The sequence below is a fragment of the Propionibacterium sp. oral taxon 192 str. F0372 genome (assembly GCF_000413315.1).
In the GTDB taxonomy this organism is placed as follows: Bacteria; Actinomycetota; Actinomycetes; order Propionibacteriales; family Propionibacteriaceae; genus Brooklawnia.
This window is the reverse complement of record NZ_KE340297.1, coordinates 2066503-2085640: the sequence shown is the minus strand read 5'-3', so window position 1 is coordinate 2085640 and position 19138 is coordinate 2066503. Positions and strand designations below refer to the sequence as shown.

Genomic DNA, 19138 nt, shown 5'->3' with positions numbered 1-19138 from the left:
TTCACGCCCCGGGGGTGTTCGGAAATTTTCCGCCCTCTGCATCCCCGCCCGTTGCAGTGACATTCGGCGACGAGGCCTCGGTTTCCTGCGGGGCTGAAGGTATGTCCTCGTCGTCGGCGTTCCCGGCGCCTACGGCGGAACCGTCACCGGATGCGGGGGCTTCGTGGCCCGGAACAGGAGCATCCACCAAACCGGGCAGGTGAATGCGCAGGTCTTGGTGGGAGATCACCCCGGCACGCACGATGCGACCGATTCTCGTGGTAGCCAAGTCGACGATTGTTGAAGCAACCGGTCCAGGGGCTGGGCCCGCATCAAGGTAGACGGTGACCGAATCACCCAACTGGATGATCGCATCATCGACCGTTGTGGCTGGTGGCTGACCGGAGATATTCGCCGAGGACACCGCCAGCGCACCGGTGCGCCTCAGCAGTGCCCGGGTCTGTTCCTGGGCCGGGACCCGGACCGCGATGGTGCCGTTGGCCTGCCCCAGATCCATCCGCAGATCGGGCTGGGCCTTCATTATGAGGGTCAGTGCCCCGGGCCAGTGCGCTTCAATGGTCCGCAGCACCTTGGGGGTAACCTCGCTGACCAGTGCTCGCAGCATGGCGGGTTCAGCAATCAACACCGGCGGCGGCATATCTTTGCCCCGGTGTTTCGCGTCCAACAGGGCCTGGATGGCTCGCGGATCGTTGGCATTGGCACCGATCCCGTAGACCGTGTCGGTGGGCAGCACGACGAGTTCCCCCGCTGTGATGGCTTGTACTGCGGCTTCCAGGCCATCTTCGTACTGGGTCGCCAAATCATAGCGACGCCACCGGTGTTCTGCTGCCACGCTCATCCCCCCAATACTGGCACGCGACGTGCGCTGACGTGCCGAGGCCGTCCTGCCAGATCCCGGTGTCCGGCCGGTTCCTCAAAGTCGGCGGCTCCGAGCATCCTGAGCACCCTTTGCTGCTGGTCATCGCCGTGCTCAATGACGACTGCCCCTCCGGCGCGAAGTAACCGTGCTGCGGTAGCGATAACCATAGCGATGTCCGCACATCCGTCGTCATCGGCAAACAAGGCGGTGTGCGGATCATACGCGACAACCTCCTCGGGCAGATGTTCGAGATCACACCAGGGAATGTAGGGCGGATTGGCTACCACCACATCAACGCTCCCATCCAAATCCCCTAGCGCATCGGCCATGTCCTGGCACACAACGACAGCTCCCGTGCCTGCCAGATTGCGCCGGGTCCAAGCACAAGCGGCCTCATGCTTTTCCACGGCCCATCCCCGGACTCGGGGAACTTCCAAGAGCACCGAGGCAGTGATCGCGCCGGTTCCGGCGCACAATTCCACCCATCGCAACCCATCCGGGTGTTGCGGAGTCATTTCCCGCAGTATCTCAATGGCGGTCTGGGCCACCGATTCGGTCTCCGGACGTGGCACGAAAACTCCCGGCCCCACCGCGATCCGCAGTCCCCGGAAGGGCGCCCATCCCACGATGTGCTGCAGCGGTTCGTGGGCTGCACGCCGGGCTACCAGAGCGGCGTAGGCCTCGATCTGCTCGGGCGAGGGATCGGCTGCGGTGAGCAGGCCGATTTGGTCGACCCCCAGCAGATGCTGGGCAAGCCAGCGAGCATCCGCTGACGGCGCCGCAATTCCGGAACGCTGCAATGACTCAACGGCAATCGCCTGCAGCCGGGACCACCTCACTGGTCATTCCCCATAGCAAGCCGTTCGGCAAGATCAGCCTCTTGGAGGGCGGCGATCACCGGACCAAGTTCCCCATCTAGCACCTGGTCGAGATTGTGAGCCTTGAAACCGATCCGGTGGTCGGTGATCCGGTTCTCTGGGAAATTGTAGGTTCTGACCCGCTGGGAACGATCCACGGTGCGCACTTGGGATTTCCGGGCGGCCGATGCCTCGGCTGCGGCCTGTTCGGCCGCAGCCGCAACGAGCCGGGCCCGCAGGATACGCATTGCCTGTTCTTTGTTTTGCAACTGGGAACGTTCATCCTGGCACGTCACCACGGTGCCAGTGGGCACGTGGGTTATCCGCACAGCCGAGTCTGTGGTGTTGACTCCCTGACCTCCTTTGCCAGAGGACCGGAAAACGTCAATGCGCAGATCGCCCTCGTCGATATCCACCTCGTCGGCCTCGACATCGGGCATTACCAGGACGCCTGCCGCCGAGGTGTGGATGCGACCTTGAGATTCTGTGACTGGGACACGCTGCACACGATGCACCCCGCCTTCGAATTTCAGCACCCCGTAGGGGGCTTGGCCTGGCTCGGCGTTTCCTGCATGCACAGAGAAAGTGACGGTTTTCACCCCGCCCAGATCAGTGACTTCCGAGTCCAGCACATGCATTTTCCAGCCACGCGATTCCACGTAATGCTGGTACATCCCCAGCAGATCAGCGGCAAACAGGGCCGATTCCTCTCCTCCCTCGCCGGACTTGATCTCGATAATCGCGTCGTTGTCGTCGTTGGGGTCCGAGGGGGCCAGCAGCGCAGTCACCTTCGCCCGGGCAAAACCGAGTTGCTTATCGAGATCGTCGACTTCGGCAGCGAAGGAAGGATCCTCCTGTGCCAACTCCGCTGCTGCCTGGCGGTCCGCGAATAAGCGGTCATGATCATCGAGAGCCTTTACGATCTGCCCGAGCCGCGCATAGCGACGCCCGACGCTCCGGGAGCGGGAGCCAGCGGTGAGCACCCCGGGATCGGCCATCCGCAGCCCGAGGTCTGCATACTCGGCCCTCAACTCTGCCGCATTCTCGAACATCTCGACCCCTCATCTCGGCACAAGACGACAAGGCGCCGGGCACGGATCACCGTGACCGACGCCTCATCCGAAGAGCTACTTGCCAGTCTTTTTGCCGTAGCGACGCTCGAAACGGGCGACCCGGCCGCCGGTGTCGAGGATCTTCTGCTTGCCGGTGTAGAAGGGGTGGCACGCCGAACAGACGTCGACACTCATCACCCCGCCGGTCAGCGTGCTGCGGGTCTCGAACTGATTCCCACAGGTACACACGACCTTGACCGAGTCGTACTCGGGATGCGTGGACTGCTTCATTTGGATCTCCTTGTCAGTTTCACCGGGTCGCCTGCGGATCCATGTGGCGTGAACCGGCAACTCCGCGATGGTAGTTGATGGATGCGGCTGGGGCAAATAGCCAAGCCACAAGCGGTTCAGTCGTTGCCAGGAGTGGTTCGCGAGATGAGCACCAAGAACTCCGAATTATTGGTGGTCTTACGCATCCGTGACAACAGCATCTCCACTGCGGCCTGATCCTCCAGACCCGACAGCACCCGGCGCAGTTTCCAGATGATGTCAAGTTCAGTGCGCCCCATCAGCAACTCCTCGCGACGGGTGCCGGATGCGTCGACATCAATCGCCGGGAAGATGCGCTTGTCAGCCAGTTGACGCGACAGCTTCAACTCCATATTGCCGGTTCCCTTAAACTCCTCGAAAATGACCTCATCCATTTTGGATCCGGTCTCCACCAAGGCGGTAGCTAGGATGGTCAACGATCCGCCATTCTCGATATTGCGGGCCGCGCCAAAGAATTTCTTCGGCGGATACAGGGCTGCAGAATCCACGCCACCAGACAAGATACGCCCAGAGGCCGGTGCTGCGAGGTTGTAGGCGCGTCCCAAGCGAGTGATGCCGTCGAGCAAAATAACAACGTCACGGCCCATCTCCACCAGCCGCTTGGCTCGTTCAATGGCGAGTTCGGCGATCGTCGTGTGATCAGTGGCCGGGCGGTCAAAAGTGGATGCGATTACCTCGGCAGTGGTGGTGCGCTGGAAGTCGGTCACCTCCTCGGGACGTTCGTCGACTAGGACGACCATGAGGTGTACCTCAGGGTTGTTCTGGGTGATCGAATTCGCGATGGCCTGCATGACCATCGTCTTGCCTGCCTTGGGCGGGGAGACGATAAGCCCACGTTGACCCTTGCCGATAGGCGACACCAGATCCATGATCCGCCCGGTCATGTTGTTCTGGATGGTCTCCATCCGCAGCCGCTCCTGCGGGTACAGCGGAGTGAGCTTGGCAAATTCCGGACGGTTGCGAGCTTTATCCGGTTCGGCGCCGTTGACGGTGTCCAGGCGCACCAACGGATTGTATTTCTCCTTACGGTCGCCCTCACGCGGCTGACGCAACGCACCGGTGACGATGTCGCCCTTGCGCAACCCATTGCGACGCACCATGGACAAAGAGACATAGGCGTCATTGGGCCCCGGAAGGTAACCGGAAGTACGCACGAAGGCGTAGTTGTCCATCACGTCGAGGATGCCGCTGACCTGCACGAGCACGTCATCCTCGCGCACAGACTCGTCGACCCCGGAGTCGCCATTGTTTCCACGGTTACGACGATTGGCACGGTCCCGATTGCGACGGTTACGCCGTCGGCTGCTCGGCTGGGAGGCCTGTTCTTCGCGATGTTCGGCAGTGACCTCACTAACCTGCGCCTTGCCTGCATCATGACGCTGTTCGCGGGCCTCCTCACGTTCTCGCAATCGTTGCTGCAACTGAGGGTCGGCTTGCAGTGCAGCCATCCGCGCGCCGATAACTTCATCGGTATCGACCGCGGGCTCGGTAGCTGCGGTTGGTGTTTCCCGATGCTGATCACGGTTGCGACGGTTGCGACTGCGAACCGGACGATCACCCCGCTGGGGCAATGATTCGACACTTTGCCCGGTGACTAAGGGGGCCTGGGCCGGCTCAATATCGGAAGTCTCCGGCGCCGTCGGATCTGGTGCAGTCGATTCTGCGGCATGCCTGGGGCGCCCCTGATTGCTCTGGGCAGCCGAGTTCGAGGCCTGGATAGCGGAGATCAGGTCGGCCTTGCGCATGGTGCGCGCACCTTTGATACCCAGCCCCACGGCAATCTGCTTCAGCTCCGGCAGGAGCTTCGTGGACAGCGCCGAGTTGCTTGCAGTCTCGCTCACTGGAGTCCTTTCATGGTGGTCCGCGATTGCCGCGGTTGTACCCGGTTCGGTCCACCAAGCGTGGAACCGGGAAGATCTGTTTTGTCGTCGGCGCACGCAGGATCGTGGCCGGGCGGCATCCCAACAGCACCGCCGATGCGGTCACCGCCGGGGTTCTGAGTGCGAGTCAACACTCGGTCGGGCACCGCGTGCACCAACCAACCTCGCCAGAGTACCCCAAGACTAGCAGCACTTTCCCCAAGATTAGCAGCACTCGTGGTCTACTTCGGACAACATCGGTTCAGCCCCGTGCAACCAAGCGTTCCGCAGCCTCGGTAAACAGCTCACGCATCTGGTCGTAATCGGTGGCAACCGGGAATTGCGGGAACTCGGCGACAACATTGTCCGGTGGGCAGAACAGGATTCCGGCATCGGCCTGGGACAACATGTTGGTGTCGTTGTAGGAGTCCCCGGATGCGATGCACCGGAAGTTCAGCTGATGGAAAGCCCGGATCGCCTGACGCTTCTGATCAGCCATCCGCAGCTTGTAGTCAGTGATGCGGCCGTCGCTAGCCACCTCTAAGCGATGACAAAACAACGTGGGGCGTCCGAGCTGTACCATCAGGGGTTCGGCAAACTGGTAGAAGGTGTCCGACAGGATCACCACCTGGAACCGCTCACGCAGCCACGCGATGAAACTGGCTGCACCGGGCAGGGGTTCGAGGCCTGCGATTACCTCCTGAATATCGGGCAAGCGAAGTCCATGCTCCTCGAGGATCCGCAGCCGGTGGGTCATCAACTCGTCGTAGTCACTGATATCCCGGGTGGTCAACCGCAGTTCCGGGATGCCAGTGCGTTCGGCGAAAGCAATCCAGATCTCGGGGACGAGAACGCCCTCAAGATCGAGACAGGCGATTGTTGTCACATTCCCTCCACTCGGATGAAGCGCACCTCACCGTGAACCGCAGGCGAGGTTTTGAGTTCTGAGACACAGTCCAGCACATCCGATTCGAGTGCCTCGTGAGTCATCAGATGAATCTGGTTGGCCTCCCCGTCGGCGATCGCATCCGGTGATTGCTGGACGATCCGGATGGACACATTGTGCGCGGCTAGCACCGAGGCGATCTGGGCCAGAGTTCCGGGCCGGTCGACGACATCAATGCGCAGGTAATAACGAGTGCGTGCCGCGGTGATCGGTGCGACCTCCAACTCCCGGTACATCGACTGGGCGGCACCGGCCACCCCTCTGGTACGGTTGCGCCCGATGGTGACCAGGTCACCAACGACGGCCGAAGCCGTGGGAGCACCCCCAGCTCCCGGCCCCATGAACATCAGGCGCCCGGCACTAGCTGCCTCGACGAAGATCGCGTTGTAGGCACCGTTTACGCTGGCCAAAGGGTGGTCATTGGCCACCATCGCAGGGTGTACCCGCACCGATATCCTCCCATCGGATAGCATGACTGCCACCGCCAGCAACTTCACCACACAACCCATGCTGGCGGCAGCCTTGATGATGTCGGTATCGATGGCCGTGATCCCCTCGGTCGGCACACTGGAAGAGACCCTAGTGTGAAAAGCCAGCGATGCGAGCAGGGTGGCTTTGGCCGCGGCATCCAGTCCCTCGACATCAGCCGTCGGGTCGACCTCCGCATAGCCCAACTCCTGGGCCTGTCGTAGCGCAGAGCCGTAGTCCATGCCCTCGGTGGCCATCTTGTCCAGGATGAAATTCGTCGTTCCGTTGACGATGCCCATCACCGAGCGGATCTCGTCGCCAACCAGCGATTCTCGTAGCGGGCGAACGATCGGGATCGCACCGGCAACCGCAGCCTCGTAGTAGACATCCACCCCGGCGCGGGCAGCCGCCTTGAAAATCATCGGCCCCTCTGCGGCCAGCAAGGCCTTATTGGCAGTGACCACCGATGCGCCATGGGAGATCGCGGACATGATCAGGGTGCGGGCCGGTTCGATGCCCCCCATCAACTCAATGACGATGTCAAGATCGCCACTAGCGAGCAGAGCCTCGGCATCGGTGGTGATCAACTCGGCTGGGATGCCCGGACGCTGTCTATTCTTGTCGCGCACCGCCACACCGATAAGTTCAAGCCGACGCCCGATCCTGGCCTCCAATTCATCTCCCTGGGTGAGGATCAATCGCGCCACCTGAGCACCCACCGTTCCGGCACCCAGAAGTCCAACCCGCAGCACGTTCTTCTCGTTCATCTCACTCCCCCATGTCCAAGGCCATCAGATCATCAAAGGTTTCACGGCGCAGCAACACCGAGACCGCCCCATCCGCCACAGACAGTACTGGGGGACGTGGGGTGTGGTTGTAGTTGGAGGCCATTGCACGAGAATAGGCGCCGGACGCCGGGACCGCGATCAGATCCCCTGGGGCGATGTCCGACGGCAGGAAGACATCATGCACGAGAATGTCACCACCCTCGCAGTGCTTGCCGACGATACGGCTCAAAACGGTGTCTTCCTGCGAGGTGCGTGAAGCCAGGACTGCCGAGTATTCTGCAGCGTACAAGGCAGGACGGATGTTGTCGGACATGCCCCCGTCCACCGAGACGTAAACCCGTTGAGCTCCACCCTCCAAGTCGACGGTCTTCACCGTTCCGACGGTGTAGAGCGCCATTCCCGAAGGTCCCACAATAGCCCGACCAGGCTCAATGGAGATCTGCGGAACCTTCATCGCATGACCACGGGCCTCAATCTCGACGATCTCGCGCAGATTCCTCGACAGGGTATCCGGGGTGGCTGGTGAGTCATTGGAGGTGTAAGCGATTCCGAAGCCACCACCGAGATCGAGTTCGGGCAACTCCGTGCCGGTAGCCTCCTTAAATTGGCGCAACAGCTTCATGGTGCGTCGAGCGGCGACCTCGAAACCGCCGGTGTCGAAGATCTGGGAGCCGATGTGGGAGTGAATGCCAAGCAATTCGATATCCGATGCGACATGACAGCGGACCATAGCCACCATTGCTGCCCCGTTAGTGATTGAGAAACCGAATTTCTGGTCCTCGTGGGCGGTTGCTATGTACTCGTGGGTGTGCGCTTCCACACCCGGGGTGACCCGGATCAGCACCGAGGCCTTCCAGCCGTGATCGTGGCACAGTTGCTCGATCCGGGCTATCTCATCCATCGAGTCGACGATGATCCGTGCTACCCCGGCCTCTAGGGCCATGGCCAATTCTTCGGTAGATTTGTTGTTCCCGTGCATGCCAATGCGTTCCGGATGAAAACCCACCGACAGTGCAGTGGCGAGTTCCCCACCTGAACACACGTCTAAGAACAGTCCTTCCTGGTCCACCCACCGGGCAACCATCCTGGTGAGAAAAGCCTTGCCCGCGTAGTAGACATGCCAAGGGTCGAAGGCATCACGAAACCCTGCGGCCCGGTTCCGGAAATCTCGTTCGTCGATTAGGTACAGCGGCGATCCATAGTCGGCCAGCAGCTCAGCGACTGACAGGCCGCCCACCCGCAGCGCACCATCATCGCCACGTGCAACGCAGCACGACCACAGAGCTGGGTCGAGTGCATTCGGGTCCACTGGGCGATGCAGCCACTGCGGAGATGGGGTGGAAACATCGGCATGGATCGCGCCGGCAACATGCATGTGGGTCACGCTCCAAGTGTGACAGACCGGACACAGTTCTCTGGGCTGCTGGGACGCGGGTTGGGCGCACAGCAGCGGCGGTGCTACCCTGTTCGACGACCTGTACGAGCAGGTCGGGCCCCCGTAGCTCAGGGGATAGAGCACCGCCCTCCGGAGGCGGGAGCAGAGGTTCGAATCCTCTCGGGGGCGCCCCAACACCATCACCCTCCACCGTCAGGGGTGCCGATGTCCGTCAACAGACAGCAGTTGATGGAGCGGGCCATGCGATTGTTCCGCTCCTGGGATCTCGCCTCTGCACGCACCATGTCCTTGGTGTGGGTATGCACCAGAGTCCTGCTGTTGTTCATCTGGGCACTGTTCACCCCCGAATCCCAAGGAGACGTCGTCTATTACTACGAGCACATCACCGCCATGCATGAGCGCGGCCCAGCCCAGACGATGCCGGAATATCCCACTCCGGTGCTGTGGCTGCTGGATATGTGCTGGTACTTGGGCCTAGGAACCCAGGTCGGCTATGTCGTGTGGTTCGTGCTAGCCATGCTCGCCTGTGACGCCGCCCTCTACCGTCGGTTGTGGCTCACTGGGGGCAGGCTCGGCTCCCAGGCGGCCTGGTTCTGGACCGTCTTCATCACTGCCATCGGCCCAACTGTCTACCTGCGGTTCGACATCGTCACCTCGGTACTGACGGGTTGGTCATTGCTGTGGCTGGCTGCCAACCGACCCCGCACCGCCGGCGGATTGGCCGGGTTAGGCGCCGCGATTAAACTGTGGCCTGCCCTGCTGTGGCCAGCGCTGTGCGGAACCCGGGGTAGGCGGGCAGCGCCCACCCTGGCCTTCTGGTTCAGTGGCGGTGTGCTGGGGGTGGCGAGCTTTGTCTGGGCCGGTTGGGACCGATTGATCTCCCCGCTCACCTGGCAGTCGGGGCGTGGTCTTCAAGTGGAATCGGTCTGGGCAACGGTACCGATGTTGCTGCGTGCCTTCGGCGGCGGCGATTACACCGTCGCCGTGTCGCGCTACCAGGCCTTCGAGATCTTTGGGCCCCACGTGGTGAACTGGTCGGTTATCGCCAGCGTGGCCATGCCCGCCGGGTTGATCGGGCTGCTGATCGGCTACTTGTGGTGGCTGCGTGGCGATCAGCAGACCGGTTTCCAAGCGGCAATCCTGGTGATCGCTGTGGTGCTCATGATGATTGTCACCAACAAAACATTCTCCCCCCAGTACATGATCTGGCTCGGTGGCCCCACGGCCGCTGCCATCGCCCTACTCGGTCTCGAGAACCGAGACTCCCCCGGTTACCTGCATCGTCGCTCCCGGATATGGATGATCCTATTGATGGTGCTGGCTGCGAGTCTCGCCACGACGATGGTCTTCCCTATCGGCTACGATCCACTGGTGCGCGACAGCCCGATCTCCGGAACATGGCGACCAGTGGTCACCATTGTCCTGGCGATCCGCAACATGCTGATCTGTGCGATGACCGTGCTGGTCGCCGACACGGTTCTCGGGTTCCTGCGCGCACCTGACCGAACAGGAGAGGGTTGATGGATTCCAGGCCGAACGTCGGCGTTTTGCGGGTGCTCGCCGCCGTCGCAGCCTGGCTCATCACAAGAGTGCTGATGGCGACTCTGTGGGCCACCCGGGAGAGCTTCATCGACCACGATGTGCGCTACTACTACCACCAACTCACATCCAAGGGGTTGGCAGGCGCCTTGGTTGAATACCCCACACCGATTCCCGCAATGCTGGAGGCGATCCGCAACCTGCTGGCCGCCGACGAAGGATCCTTCGTTCTGGTCTTTGTCCTTGTCATGGCATCTTTAGACGCATGGACCACCGTGTGGTTGTGGTTGCGGGTGCATCACTGGGCGGCCGCCTACTGGACGGCATTCATCGCCGCTATCGGTTCCCTGGTCTGGTTTCGCATTGATCTGCTGCCCGCCGTGGCAGTAGTGCTGGCCCTAGGCTGGGTGCATCGCAGCCCTCGCCTTGCCGGAGCTGCCGTGGCAGTGGGGGCTGCCCTGAAGCTGTGGCCCGCTCTGCTCATCGCCCCCATGCTCGGCAGGGGAACGATGGCCCGGCGACGCGGGCTGGGTTTCCTGGTCATGGGCGGATTGCTTGGCCTCATCTCGCTGCTATGGTTCGGCATCGACCGTTCGCTGTCCCCGCTGACCTGGCAGTCGGACCGGGGGCTGCAGATCGAGTCGATCCCGGCCACCGTCGTGATGCTAAAACATGCCTTCGGCACCCCCGGGATGTATCGCACTGAGTTGTCCCAGTACAACGCCTGGGAGATCTACGGACCCGGGACGGACACCTGGCAGCAGGTCGGAGACGTGCTCATGGTGATCGCCATATGTTTCACCATCCTGCTGTGCTGGCTGATCGCCTTCAATGGCTTCGGAATCCGCAACCGGACCACCCAACGCAGCGATTCACCGGCTGTCCTCGCGGCCCGTCGACATGCAATCGTGCTGGCAACCGCGGCGATCATCTGCGCCATGATTGTGGCCAACAAGACATTCTCTCCCCAGTACATGATCTGGCTCGCCGGTCCGCTGGCGATCCTGGTCTGCCTGCCGCTGTCCGGTGGTGACCGCCGATGGTCACTGGTGCTAGCCGGGCTGGGGCTAGTCTGCGCATTCGCGACCCACGAGGTCTTCCCGCTCAACTACTCCGGATTGATCAGTGAGGTGGCTGGTCCCGATGAAACCCTGCTGCTGGCGGTGCGCAACGGAGCCGTCGTAGTGCTAACCCTGCTCGTCGGTTGGCGGGCGGTCGTCGCAGGTTGGCGACTAGGTGCCCTCGAGTCTCCCCCACCCACAGGGACGGGCCCGATTGTTGCAGAAGGAAACCAGAACGACTGCGCTGCGTGACCTGCGAACACCGGTGCTCCTGATTAGTATCGGGGCAGTATCTCCCGTCCAGCAGTGATTCCCGGTCATGGGCACTGCACCAGATGCGATGTCGCAAGGAGGCGAAGCGGTCCACCGCAGCGAACATGTCGAACGATGGATTCGGAACCAACGACTGGATCATTGAGGAGCTGCGGGAGCACTATCTCGCCGATCCTTCATCGGTTTCTCCCACTTGGCGCGAATATTTTGCCAATGAGCCGGAACGCCATCTCACCCCCAGGGTGCGCGTCCCAGCCACAGTCACCTCCCCCGAAACAGCACAACCGCTCAAGGGGCATCCCGTGAGCACTACCCCGCTCCCCGGCAATACCCCGGTGGCCACCGTGGAGCCCAGCGAGGTTCGCACCGAGTCGCCGTCGATCCCGGGCGCCATCTCGCCACTGGGCCCCGATGTTCCCAATCCCTTCGCCGAACCCGTGGTAAGCCGCGACGAGCCAATCCGCACCGTGCTGAAGGGCCCGGCAAAAGCCACCGCCCTCAACATGGATGCATCCTTGATGATGCCGACGGCCACCTCGCTGCGCACCGTGCCGATGAAGCTGGTCATCGAGAACCGCGCCTCAATGAACAACTTCCTACGTCGTTCTTGGGGTGGCAAGGTCTCCTTCACCCACATCATCGCCTATGCGATGGTGCAGGCAATCAAGGACCAGATGGCGATGAACACCACCTACGAGGTGGCCGAAGGCAAGCCCAGCGCCGTGCAGCACTCGAACATCAACCTGGGCATTGCCATCGACGTGGAACGCGGGGGAAAACGCCAACTTCTAGTGCCGAACATCAAAAGTGCCGAGCAGTATAACTTCGCTAGATTCTACGCCGCCTACGAAACCTTGGTGCGCAAGGCCCGCAAGGGCGAGTTGACGATGGACAATTTCACCGGCACCACGGTGTCGATCACCAATCCAGGCGGCATCGGCACCAATGCCTCCGTACCGCGGCTCATGCCGGGCCAGGCGATGATCTTGGGGGTCGGCTCGATCGACTACACCGCCGAGTTCGCTGGAACCTCCCTGCACGACGCCGATGCGATGGCTGTTTCCAAGGTCACCACCCTCACCTCCACCTATGACCACCGGGTCATCCAAGGCGCCCAGTCCGGCGAGTTCCTGCGCCGCATGCATTCGCTGCTGCTGGGGGCCGATAATTTCTATGAGGAGATCTTCCAGGATCTGCGCATCCCCTATCCGCCGGTGAAATGGGCAGTCGATATCCCGGTGAACGACTCGAACCAGCTGGACAAGTCGGCACGGGTGGCTGGGCTCATCTCTGCTTTCCGCACCTTGGGCCATCTGCAGGCCGACACTGATCCCCTGGAATTCAGGATGCGCACCCACCCCGATCTAGAGCTCGAATTCCACGGCCTGACCCTGTGGGATCTGGACCGTACCCTCCCCGTCGGGAGATTTGGCGCGGTGGACAATGCCCGGGTGTCGTTGCGCGGGGTCATCGACCAATTACGCAACGCCTACTGCCACACCATGGGTATCGAGTACATGCACATCCACGACATCGCCCAGCGTCGATGGATCCAAGATCGCCTGGAATCACCACACCGGTCACGTTCCCGTGAAGGGCACCTGCGCATCCTCGACCAGCTCAACGAGGCTGAGGTCTTCGAGACCTTCCTGCAGACCAAATACGTGGGCCAGACCAGGTTCTCCCTGGAGGGGGCCGAATCTGCGATCGTGGTGCTGGCTGCAATCTGCGAGGCTGCGGCCGATGCACACTTGGGCGAGGTGGCCATCGGTATGCCCCACCGCGGCAGATTGAACGTGCTGACCAGCATCGTCGGCAAGCTGTATTCCCAAGTGTTCCGCGAATTCGACAATCGAGCCTCCACCGACCAGGTCTCCGGCGACGTCAAATACCATTTGGGGGCAGATGGCCACTACACGGCCGCATCGGGCAATACGGTGCGCACCTCGGTGGCTGCGAATCCCTCCCATCTGGAGACTGTTGACCCGGTGTTGGAAGGCATCGCCAGGGCCAAAAACGACCAAGCCACTCTTGACGGCAGCGGTTCAGTACTGCCGGTGCTCATGCACGGCGACGCATCCTTTGCCGGGCAGGGCGTGGTCTACGAAACCTTCCAGATGTCCCAGTTGCGGCCCTACCGCAACGGTGGGACGATCCACATCGTGGTGAACAATCAAATCGGTTTCACCACCTCACCAGGCGACGCCCGCTCCTCAGTCTACGCCACCGATGTCGCAAAATCTGTGCAAGCGCCGGTGATCCACGTCAACGGCGACGACCCGGATGCATGCGCGGAGGCCGCTGGGCTGGCCTTCGATTTCCGGGAAACCTTCGGCAAAGATGTCGTGATCGACATGCTGTGTTACCGGCGCCACGGCCACAATGAGGGCGACGACCCCAGCCTAACTCAGCCGCTGATGTACCACTTGGTAGAAAAGAAGCGTTCGGTACGCAAGCTCTACACCGAGCAACTCATCGGTCGTGGCGATATCTCTATGGCCGACGCTGAAGCCTCGGTAAACCGGTTCAGAGACCGCTTGGAGGAGGTCTTCTCCAATGTACGTGACCCGCTCGTACCGAAAGAGCCCGTCGAATACCGCAGAGTTCCGGTCTATCCGGCGAAAGCAAAGCTGCTCCCCGCAACCTCAATCAACGAGGCAACGATGCAACGCATCGCTGAAGTGCACCAGATCCTTCCCGAGGGATTCACGGCCCATCCCAAGGTAATCACCCAGCTGAATCGTCGGGCCGTCCAGATCTCCACCGGGCCGATCGACTGGGCCACCGCAGAATTGCTAGCCTTCGGCTCGCTACTCATGGAAGGCCACCGGGTACGCCTGGTGGGTCAGGATGCCCGTCGCGGTACCTTCTCCCAGCGTTTCGGGGCCATCGTCGACCAGGCGACGAACGAGGCATGGGTTCCCCTCAAGCACCTCACCGCCAACCAGGCCCCTTTCGACATCTTCGATTCCTTGCTGTCGGAATATGCCGCCCTGGGGTTCGAGTACGGCTATTCGGTGGCTGCTCCCGATGCCTTGGTTTGTTGGGAGGCCCAGTACGGGGATTTCGTGAACGGTGCCCAGATCATCACCGATGAATTTGTCTCCTCCGGGTTCACGAAGTGGACCCAGAAGTCGGGGGTCGTACTGTTGCTGCCCCACGGCTACGAGGGAGCCGGTCCAGACCATTCCTCGGCACGCCTAGAGCGATTCCTGCAACTGTGCACCGGCGACAACATGGCCGTCTGCCAGCCTTCCACCCCAGCTTCCTATTTCCACCTACTGCGTCGGCACGTCCAGATCAACCAGCACCGTCCGTTGATCATCGCAACCCCCAAGTCGATGCTGCGCAACAAGGCTGCCGTCTCAACACCCCAGGATTTCACGACCGGCACCTGGGAACCGGTTTTGGATGATCCAAGCATCGCCGACCGTTCGAAGGTGAGGCGCATCGTGCTGTGTTCCGGGAAGGTTGCCTGGGATCTCAAGACCGAACGCGCCCGCCGGGAAATGGATTCCCGGGTGGCAATCATCACATTGGAACGACTGTTTCCCCTGCCAGTGGAGGAACTCGTCGAAGTACTGGCCGCTTACCCCCAGGTCGACGACATCCGATGGGTCCAGGATGAGCCTGCCAACCAGGGCCCGGCAGAGTTCTTCATCCACAGATTGATGCCACTTCTCGGTGAGGATATCCACATCAGCTTCCACACCCGACCGGCGCTGGCCGCACCGTCGACCGGTCTTTCCACCACTCACAAGGCAGAGCACCTTAAGTTGATGGACAACGCCTTCGCAGGGGCCTGACCGGGAATCGTCTCAAGACCCGGTGGGCTTTACCAGCGGAGCGCATGTTAGGGTTGACTTAGTTGCATTTTGCTCAACTAACTCTTCCACTTCCGGCTTCCAAGTGGCACAGTTATACAGCCGTGCAACCGAAAAGATGAAGGAGCCGCGAGCATGGACTGGCGCCATCGAGCAGCGTGCCTCACAGAAGATCCTGAACTCTTCTTCCCGATCGGTAACACGGGCCCAGCACTTGCCCAGGTTGAAGAGGCAAAACTCGTGTGCCGTCGTTGCGACGTCCGCGAGAGTTGCCTCAAATGGGCACTGGAAGCAGGACAGGACCACGGGGTATGGGGCGGCCTGTCCGAGGACGAGCGTCGGGCTCTGAAACGACGCAACTCCCGAGCAAGGGCCCGAGCAAACTGAACAGCATCACTGGCGCACCATGGGAGCATGGTGCGCCAGTGGTCTATCCTCGCTTCCCTGGCTAAATTACCTGCCCCGGATGCTCACAACTCACAGATGAAACGGCATACCCACTCTGACAGTGGCGACGGCTCCGTGTCCGGCACCGTTGGTCAACGCGAAACTGCCACCCAGATCGGAAATCAGGGTTGTGACGATGGACAATCCCAGTGAGCTTGTTTTGGTGGGATCGAACCCCTCGGGCAACCCGGCTCCATCATCAATGATCTGCATGAGTAGTTCTCCGTCGGCATGTCGCTCAACGTGGACTATCACCGATCCACCGCCCATCGCTAGTCCGTGTTCGATGGCATTCTGGGTTAATTCGGTCATAACCAGCGACAGGGAGGTGGCCCATTCCCCCGGCACCATACCGAAGCTGCCCTCCCGGATGGCGCTCACCCTGCCGCTGGATGCTGCAACATCACCGACCATCACCAAGATGCGATCGGCGATGGCATCGAAATCGACATCCTCGTCGAATCCCCGGGAGAGAATCTCATGCACCGCCGCGATCGACTGCACCCGGCGCATCGCGTCGGCAAGTGCTTCCTTGCCCTCGGGGTTGGTCAATCGCCGGGACTGTAGACGCAGCAGCGCCGCGACGGTTTGCAGATTGTTCTTCACCCGGTGATGAATCTCCGCGATGGTGGCATCCTTGTTCACCAGCTGCCGTTCCCTCTCCCTAACCGTGGTGACATCACGCACCAAGACGAGAGCAGCCACGAAAACCCCGTCGCTGTCCAAGGAAATCACCCTCATCCGGACAGCCGCTTGGGGACCCTCGACAGTCACCTCGACTGGTTTAAAGCTGCGACCCTCATTTCCGGCCTCCACCGTACGGGTGAATTCGTCCACGAGTTCGGGAGCCAGCGAAGTGATCTTCTCGCCCTGGATGTCGCCGCTGAGTTCCAATCCACGCAGGGCAGAGATGACATTCGGCGATGCAAAGGTGATCATTCCGTCCGGGGCCACCCACATCATCCCGTCGCCGACCCTAGGACTGGACACTGGATCGGAGGGCGGATCGAGAGGAAACATTCCGCGATGCAGCATGCTCGTCAGGACATCAGCGACCGCCAAATAAGTGTCTTCCAAGGCGCCGGGGGCGCGCAGCCCCATCTGGTTAGTGTGTCGCTCGACCACCGCGATGACCTTGCCGTGACGCACGACGGGCACCGCCATGACATCGACAGGAATGCCTGCCATCAGTCGGTGGTCCGAGGTGGCAGAGATCTCCCTCGACAAGAAAGCACAAGTGACCAAGGCCTCAGGATCGTAGGAGACGTCATCCCCGACGACATCGTCGGCCAGGGCAGTGGGCCCGGTGAGGGGACGAATCTGGGCACCCGCCCAGAAAACGTTCTCGTCGGCGCAGTCGGGCAGCCACAACACCAAGTCAGAGAAGGATGTGTCGGCCAGCAACTGCCACTCGCCGGTCAGTGCTTCGAGCCATTGCCGGTCCGAGGCATCAAGGGCGGTGTGCTCCTCGAGAACTTGGGACAAGCTGATCACGACCCACACAATAGAGCACCCGAGCCATCCGACCGTTCTCGCCGAATGGTGGCATTCCGGTTTTGGCGAGTCGACATGGTTTGGCATGATGTTCGTGCTGCGCGTGAGACCACGTGTGTGGCACGTGAGGTCCACGTGCTGGATCAGGAGGACGAAGATGGGAAAGACCGGACGCAAGCGCCGCGCCCGCCGCAGGAAGGCTGCGAACCACGGCAAGCGCCCCAACGCCTGAGATCAGGTATCCCGGCATGATCCGGGACAAACCGAAGGTCCCGCGCGATATTCGCCGGGACCTTCGTCGCTGTCAGAAGCTGTTCGCCGGACCGGAACCGCGCACCACCATCTGGGTGATGCGGACACGTAGCGAAACCGGTGCGCTGATCTCCACTTGGGCGCAGCGCTTCAGCAGCGTATCGATGCAGGCCTCCACGTCGTAGCTGTCCACGCAGTGCTCACAGGCAATCAGGTGTTCGCGGATCTCGTCAGCGGCTTCTTCGCTCAACTCACCATGTAGGAAAGCGTGCACCTGGTTCATCGCCTCGGCACAAGGATCGTCCTTAGTCATTATCGCGATTCACCCCGATTCCACGTTCGGCCGCATAGTCGGCAAGTTTCGCCCGCAGCTGGGCGCGACCACGGTTGAGCCGTGACATCACTGTGCCGATCGGGGTTCCCATAATCTCGGCAATCTCCTTGTAGGAGAACCCCTCCACGTCGCTGAGCAGCACCGTCTGACGGAAATCCGGGGATAACGAGTCCAAGGCCTCGGTGACGATCGCATCGGGCACTGCTTCGAGGGCTTCGAGCTCCGCTGAACGCAGCCCTACCGAGTCATGTGATGCGGCCCTGGCCAACTGCCAATCTTCCACCTGAGCGTCGCCGCTGGACTGTGGTTGGCGTTTCGCCTTGCGGTAGGAGTTGATGTAGGTGTTAGTAAGTATCCGGTACAGCCAAGCCCGCAGATTCGTTCCGGGGGTGAACTGGGCAAATGAAGAGAACGCCTTGGCATAGGTTTCCTGAACCACATCCTCGGCATCTGCCGGGTTGCGGGTCATGCGCAAAGCTGCCGCGTAGAGTTGATCGAGGTATTCCATCGCGTCGCGTTCGAAGCGTTCGGTTCGCTTTTCTTGCGTCTCCGTGTCACGCACGTCTGAAGGTGGAGTACTCATCAGCTTCCACATTAGCGGATCCTCGCGCAGCCGATGGCAACCGCCGGGTGAGGGTGGAGCATCCGGCGATGCCTGGATGGTGGGGCTCGTGACGCTCATGCCGGAACAACGACGAAGGTGGCCCTGCTATTCCCGGGGATCAAACACCATCTATTTTGCGGAATTGGCTTCGATGTGGGGGCTTGACAGGGTAGGAATGGAACATGTCATTGATTCGCTTCGCTGGACGCGCCCTGTTCTCCGCCCCGTACGTGGTCGACGGTTACCAGATGATCACCAGGCCCGAGCATGACGAGGAGCAGATCTCCGCCGCCGTGGATCGCGTTGTCCCATTCATCAGTTCGGTCTTGCCTGACCCGGTAGCCGGTTCCCTGCCAGTCGAGCCCCGCACTTGGACCCGTCTATTCGGCGGGCTGCAGATGCTGGGCGGGATCACCTATGCCAGTGGTTTCGGTCGCCGTGCTGGCGCTTGGTTACTAGTGCTGGCCACATTGCCGAAACTCGGTTCTAGTCACGGCCTGCTGACCGACCTCGGCCTGCTGGGCGGTGCCGTGGTAGCCACCCAAGACACTGCTGGCAAGCCCTCATTGGCATGGCGAGCGGCCCAGTCCCGTAAGTCCATCGGTTCTCAGGCCACCCAGACTTCCCGCTCGGCCCATCGCATTTCACGGAAGTTCTCCGCCAAAGCCGGGAAACTCGGTGAAGTCGGCGCCCGCAAGGCACGAAAGGTTGCCAAGAAGATGGCGAAGGAGCTGGACCGCTGAACACTTGGCACG

Annotated in this window: 17 protein-coding genes and 1 tRNA gene; 7 read left to right on the top strand and 11 right to left on the bottom strand. The window is 61.4% G+C overall.

Features of this window, described 5'->3' with window-relative positions; genetic code table 11:
- Position 1 precedes the first annotated feature (1 nt).
- The 8 genes from HMPREF1531_RS09695 to lysA all read right to left on the bottom strand — a co-directional run bounded on the left by HMPREF1531_RS09695 (position 2) and on the right by lysA (position 8543).
- Positions 2 to 838, bottom strand: a complete 837-nt coding sequence (locus HMPREF1531_RS09695; RefSeq protein ID WP_016669773.1) for an L-threonylcarbamoyladenylate synthase — start codon at positions 836 to 838, stop codon at positions 2 to 4.
- Positions 835 to 1698: a peptide chain release factor N(5)-glutamine methyltransferase gene (gene prmC / locus HMPREF1531_RS09690; RefSeq protein WP_016669772.1), complete on the bottom strand. Its 864-nt coding sequence runs from the start codon at positions 1696 to 1698 to the stop codon at positions 835 to 837. Before prmC ends, HMPREF1531_RS09695 begins: the two co-directional genes overlap by 4 nt.
- A complete protein-coding gene (gene prfA / locus HMPREF1531_RS09685) occupies positions 1695 to 2768 on the bottom strand; it encodes a peptide chain release factor 1 (protein WP_016669771.1) in 1074 nt (357 codons plus the stop codon). The genes prmC and prfA overlap by 4 nt, the downstream gene beginning before the upstream one ends.
- 75 nt (positions 2769 to 2843) lie before the next feature.
- Positions 2844 to 3059 (bottom strand): 50S ribosomal protein L31, encoded by a 216-nt coding sequence (gene rpmE, locus HMPREF1531_RS09680; RefSeq protein WP_016669770.1) that lies wholly within the window; start codon positions 3057 to 3059, stop codon positions 2844 to 2846.
- Positions 3060 to 3175: 116 nt separating this feature from the next.
- Complete coding sequence (gene rho / locus HMPREF1531_RS09675; RefSeq protein WP_016669769.1) at positions 3176 to 4939, bottom strand: transcription termination factor Rho; 1764 nt, start codon at positions 4937 to 4939, stop codon at positions 3176 to 3178.
- 280 nt (positions 4940 to 5219) lie between these two features.
- Positions 5220 to 5843, bottom strand: a complete 624-nt coding sequence (gene thrH / locus HMPREF1531_RS09670) for a bifunctional phosphoserine phosphatase/homoserine phosphotransferase ThrH (RefSeq protein WP_016669768.1) — start codon at positions 5841 to 5843, stop codon at positions 5220 to 5222.
- Positions 5840 to 7138, bottom strand: coding sequence for a homoserine dehydrogenase (locus tag HMPREF1531_RS09665; RefSeq protein ID WP_016669767.1), 1299 nt, complete (start codon positions 7136 to 7138; stop codon positions 5840 to 5842). Before HMPREF1531_RS09665 ends, thrH begins: the two co-directional genes overlap by 4 nt.
- 1 nt (position 7139) lies before the next feature.
- Complete coding sequence (gene lysA / locus HMPREF1531_RS09660; protein ID WP_084669325.1) at positions 7140 to 8543, bottom strand: diaminopimelate decarboxylase; 1404 nt, start codon at positions 8541 to 8543, stop codon at positions 7140 to 7142.
- Between the two features lie 108 nt (positions 8544 to 8651).
- On the opposite strand from lysA, the gene HMPREF1531_RS09655 reads away from it, so the two are divergent.
- From HMPREF1531_RS09655 to HMPREF1531_RS13365, 5 genes are all read left to right on the top strand, one after another.
- A tRNA-Arg gene (locus HMPREF1531_RS09655) sits at positions 8652 to 8723 on the top strand.
- A 36-nt stretch (positions 8724 to 8759) separates the two neighbouring features.
- Positions 8760 to 10076: a glycosyltransferase family 87 protein gene (locus tag HMPREF1531_RS09650; protein WP_016669766.1), complete on the top strand. Its 1317-nt coding sequence runs from the start codon at positions 8760 to 8762 to the stop codon at positions 10074 to 10076.
- Complete coding sequence (locus HMPREF1531_RS09645) at positions 10076 to 11407, top strand: glycosyltransferase 87 family protein (protein ID WP_016669765.1); 1332 nt, start codon at positions 10076 to 10078, stop codon at positions 11405 to 11407. Before HMPREF1531_RS09650 ends, HMPREF1531_RS09645 begins: the two co-directional genes overlap by 1 nt.
- Positions 11408 to 11490: 83 nt before the next feature.
- Entirely contained in the window at positions 11491 to 15234 is a 3744-nt protein-coding gene (locus HMPREF1531_RS09640) for a multifunctional oxoglutarate decarboxylase/oxoglutarate dehydrogenase thiamine pyrophosphate-binding subunit/dihydrolipoyllysine-residue succinyltransferase subunit (protein WP_016669764.1), read from the top strand.
- A 153-nt stretch (positions 15235 to 15387) separates the two neighbouring features.
- Entirely contained in the window at positions 15388 to 15639 is a 252-nt protein-coding gene (locus HMPREF1531_RS13365; protein ID WP_016669763.1) for a WhiB family transcriptional regulator, read from the top strand.
- A 90-nt stretch (positions 15640 to 15729) separates the two neighbouring features.
- Here the strand turns inward: HMPREF1531_RS13365 and HMPREF1531_RS09630 are convergent, their stop codons facing one another.
- On the bottom strand, positions 15730 to 17193 hold the full coding sequence (locus HMPREF1531_RS09630) for a sensor histidine kinase (protein WP_036898974.1): 1464 nt from the start codon (positions 17191 to 17193) through the stop codon (positions 15730 to 15732).
- A 157-nt stretch (positions 17194 to 17350) separates the two neighbouring features.
- Here HMPREF1531_RS09630 and HMPREF1531_RS14450 point away from each other — a divergent pair, with 157 nt between their 5' ends.
- Positions 17351 to 17425 (top strand): 50S ribosomal protein bL37, encoded by a 75-nt coding sequence (locus HMPREF1531_RS14450; protein WP_442852415.1) that lies wholly within the window; start codon positions 17351 to 17353, stop codon positions 17423 to 17425.
- Positions 17426 to 17497: 72 nt separating this feature from the next.
- Here the strand turns inward: HMPREF1531_RS14450 and HMPREF1531_RS09625 are convergent, their stop codons facing one another.
- Both HMPREF1531_RS09625 and HMPREF1531_RS09620 read right to left on the bottom strand, forming a co-directional pair.
- Positions 17498 to 17758 carry a zf-HC2 domain-containing protein gene (locus HMPREF1531_RS09625; protein ID WP_016669761.1) on the bottom strand — a complete coding sequence of 87 codons (261 nt, stop codon included), beginning with the start codon at positions 17756 to 17758 and terminating at the stop codon, positions 17498 to 17500.
- A complete protein-coding gene (locus HMPREF1531_RS09620; RefSeq protein ID WP_016669760.1) occupies positions 17751 to 18374 on the bottom strand; it encodes a sigma-70 family RNA polymerase sigma factor in 624 nt (207 codons plus the stop codon). Before HMPREF1531_RS09620 ends, HMPREF1531_RS09625 begins: the two co-directional genes overlap by 8 nt.
- Before the next feature lie 191 nt (positions 18375 to 18565).
- Between HMPREF1531_RS09620 and HMPREF1531_RS09615 the strand changes: the two genes are divergently transcribed.
- Positions 18566 to 19126, top strand: a complete 561-nt coding sequence (locus HMPREF1531_RS09615; RefSeq protein WP_016669759.1) for a DoxX family membrane protein — start codon at positions 18566 to 18568, stop codon at positions 19124 to 19126.
- Positions 19127 to 19138 lie beyond the last annotated feature (12 nt).

Excerpts from the sequence above, each read along its gene's own strand:
- HMPREF1531_RS09695 (WP_016669773.1), bottom strand. The coding sequence starts at position 838 with ATGAGCGTGGCAGCAGAACACCGGTGGCGTCGCTATGATTTGGCGACC.
- prfA (WP_016669771.1), bottom strand. The coding sequence starts at position 2,768 with ATGTTCGAGAATGCGGCAGAGTTGAGGGCCGAGTATGCAGACCTCGGG.
- rpmE (WP_016669770.1), bottom strand. The coding sequence starts at position 3,059 with ATGAAGCAGTCCACGCATCCCGAGTACGACTCGGTCAAGGTCGTGTGT.
- HMPREF1531_RS09665 (WP_016669767.1), bottom strand. The coding sequence starts at position 7,138 with ATGAACGAGAAGAACGTGCTGCGGGTTGGACTTCTGGGTGCCGGAACG.
- HMPREF1531_RS09650 (WP_016669766.1), top strand. The coding sequence starts at position 8,760 with ATGTCCGTCAACAGACAGCAGTTGATGGAGCGGGCCATGCGATTGTTC.
- HMPREF1531_RS09645 (WP_016669765.1), top strand. The coding sequence starts at position 10,076 with ATGGATTCCAGGCCGAACGTCGGCGTTTTGCGGGTGCTCGCCGCCGTC.
- HMPREF1531_RS09640 (WP_016669764.1), top strand. The coding sequence starts at position 11,491 with ATGCGATGTCGCAAGGAGGCGAAGCGGTCCACCGCAGCGAACATGTCG.
- HMPREF1531_RS13365 (WP_016669763.1), top strand. The coding sequence starts at position 15,388 with ATGGACTGGCGCCATCGAGCAGCGTGCCTCACAGAAGATCCTGAACTC.
- HMPREF1531_RS09625 (WP_016669761.1), bottom strand. The coding sequence starts at position 17,758 with ATGACTAAGGACGATCCTTGTGCCGAGGCGATGAACCAGGTGCACGCT.
- HMPREF1531_RS09620 (WP_016669760.1), bottom strand. The coding sequence starts at position 18,374 with ATGTGGAAGCTGATGAGTACTCCACCTTCAGACGTGCGTGACACGGAG.
- HMPREF1531_RS09615 (WP_016669759.1), top strand. The coding sequence starts at position 18,566 with ATGTCATTGATTCGCTTCGCTGGACGCGCCCTGTTCTCCGCCCCGTAC.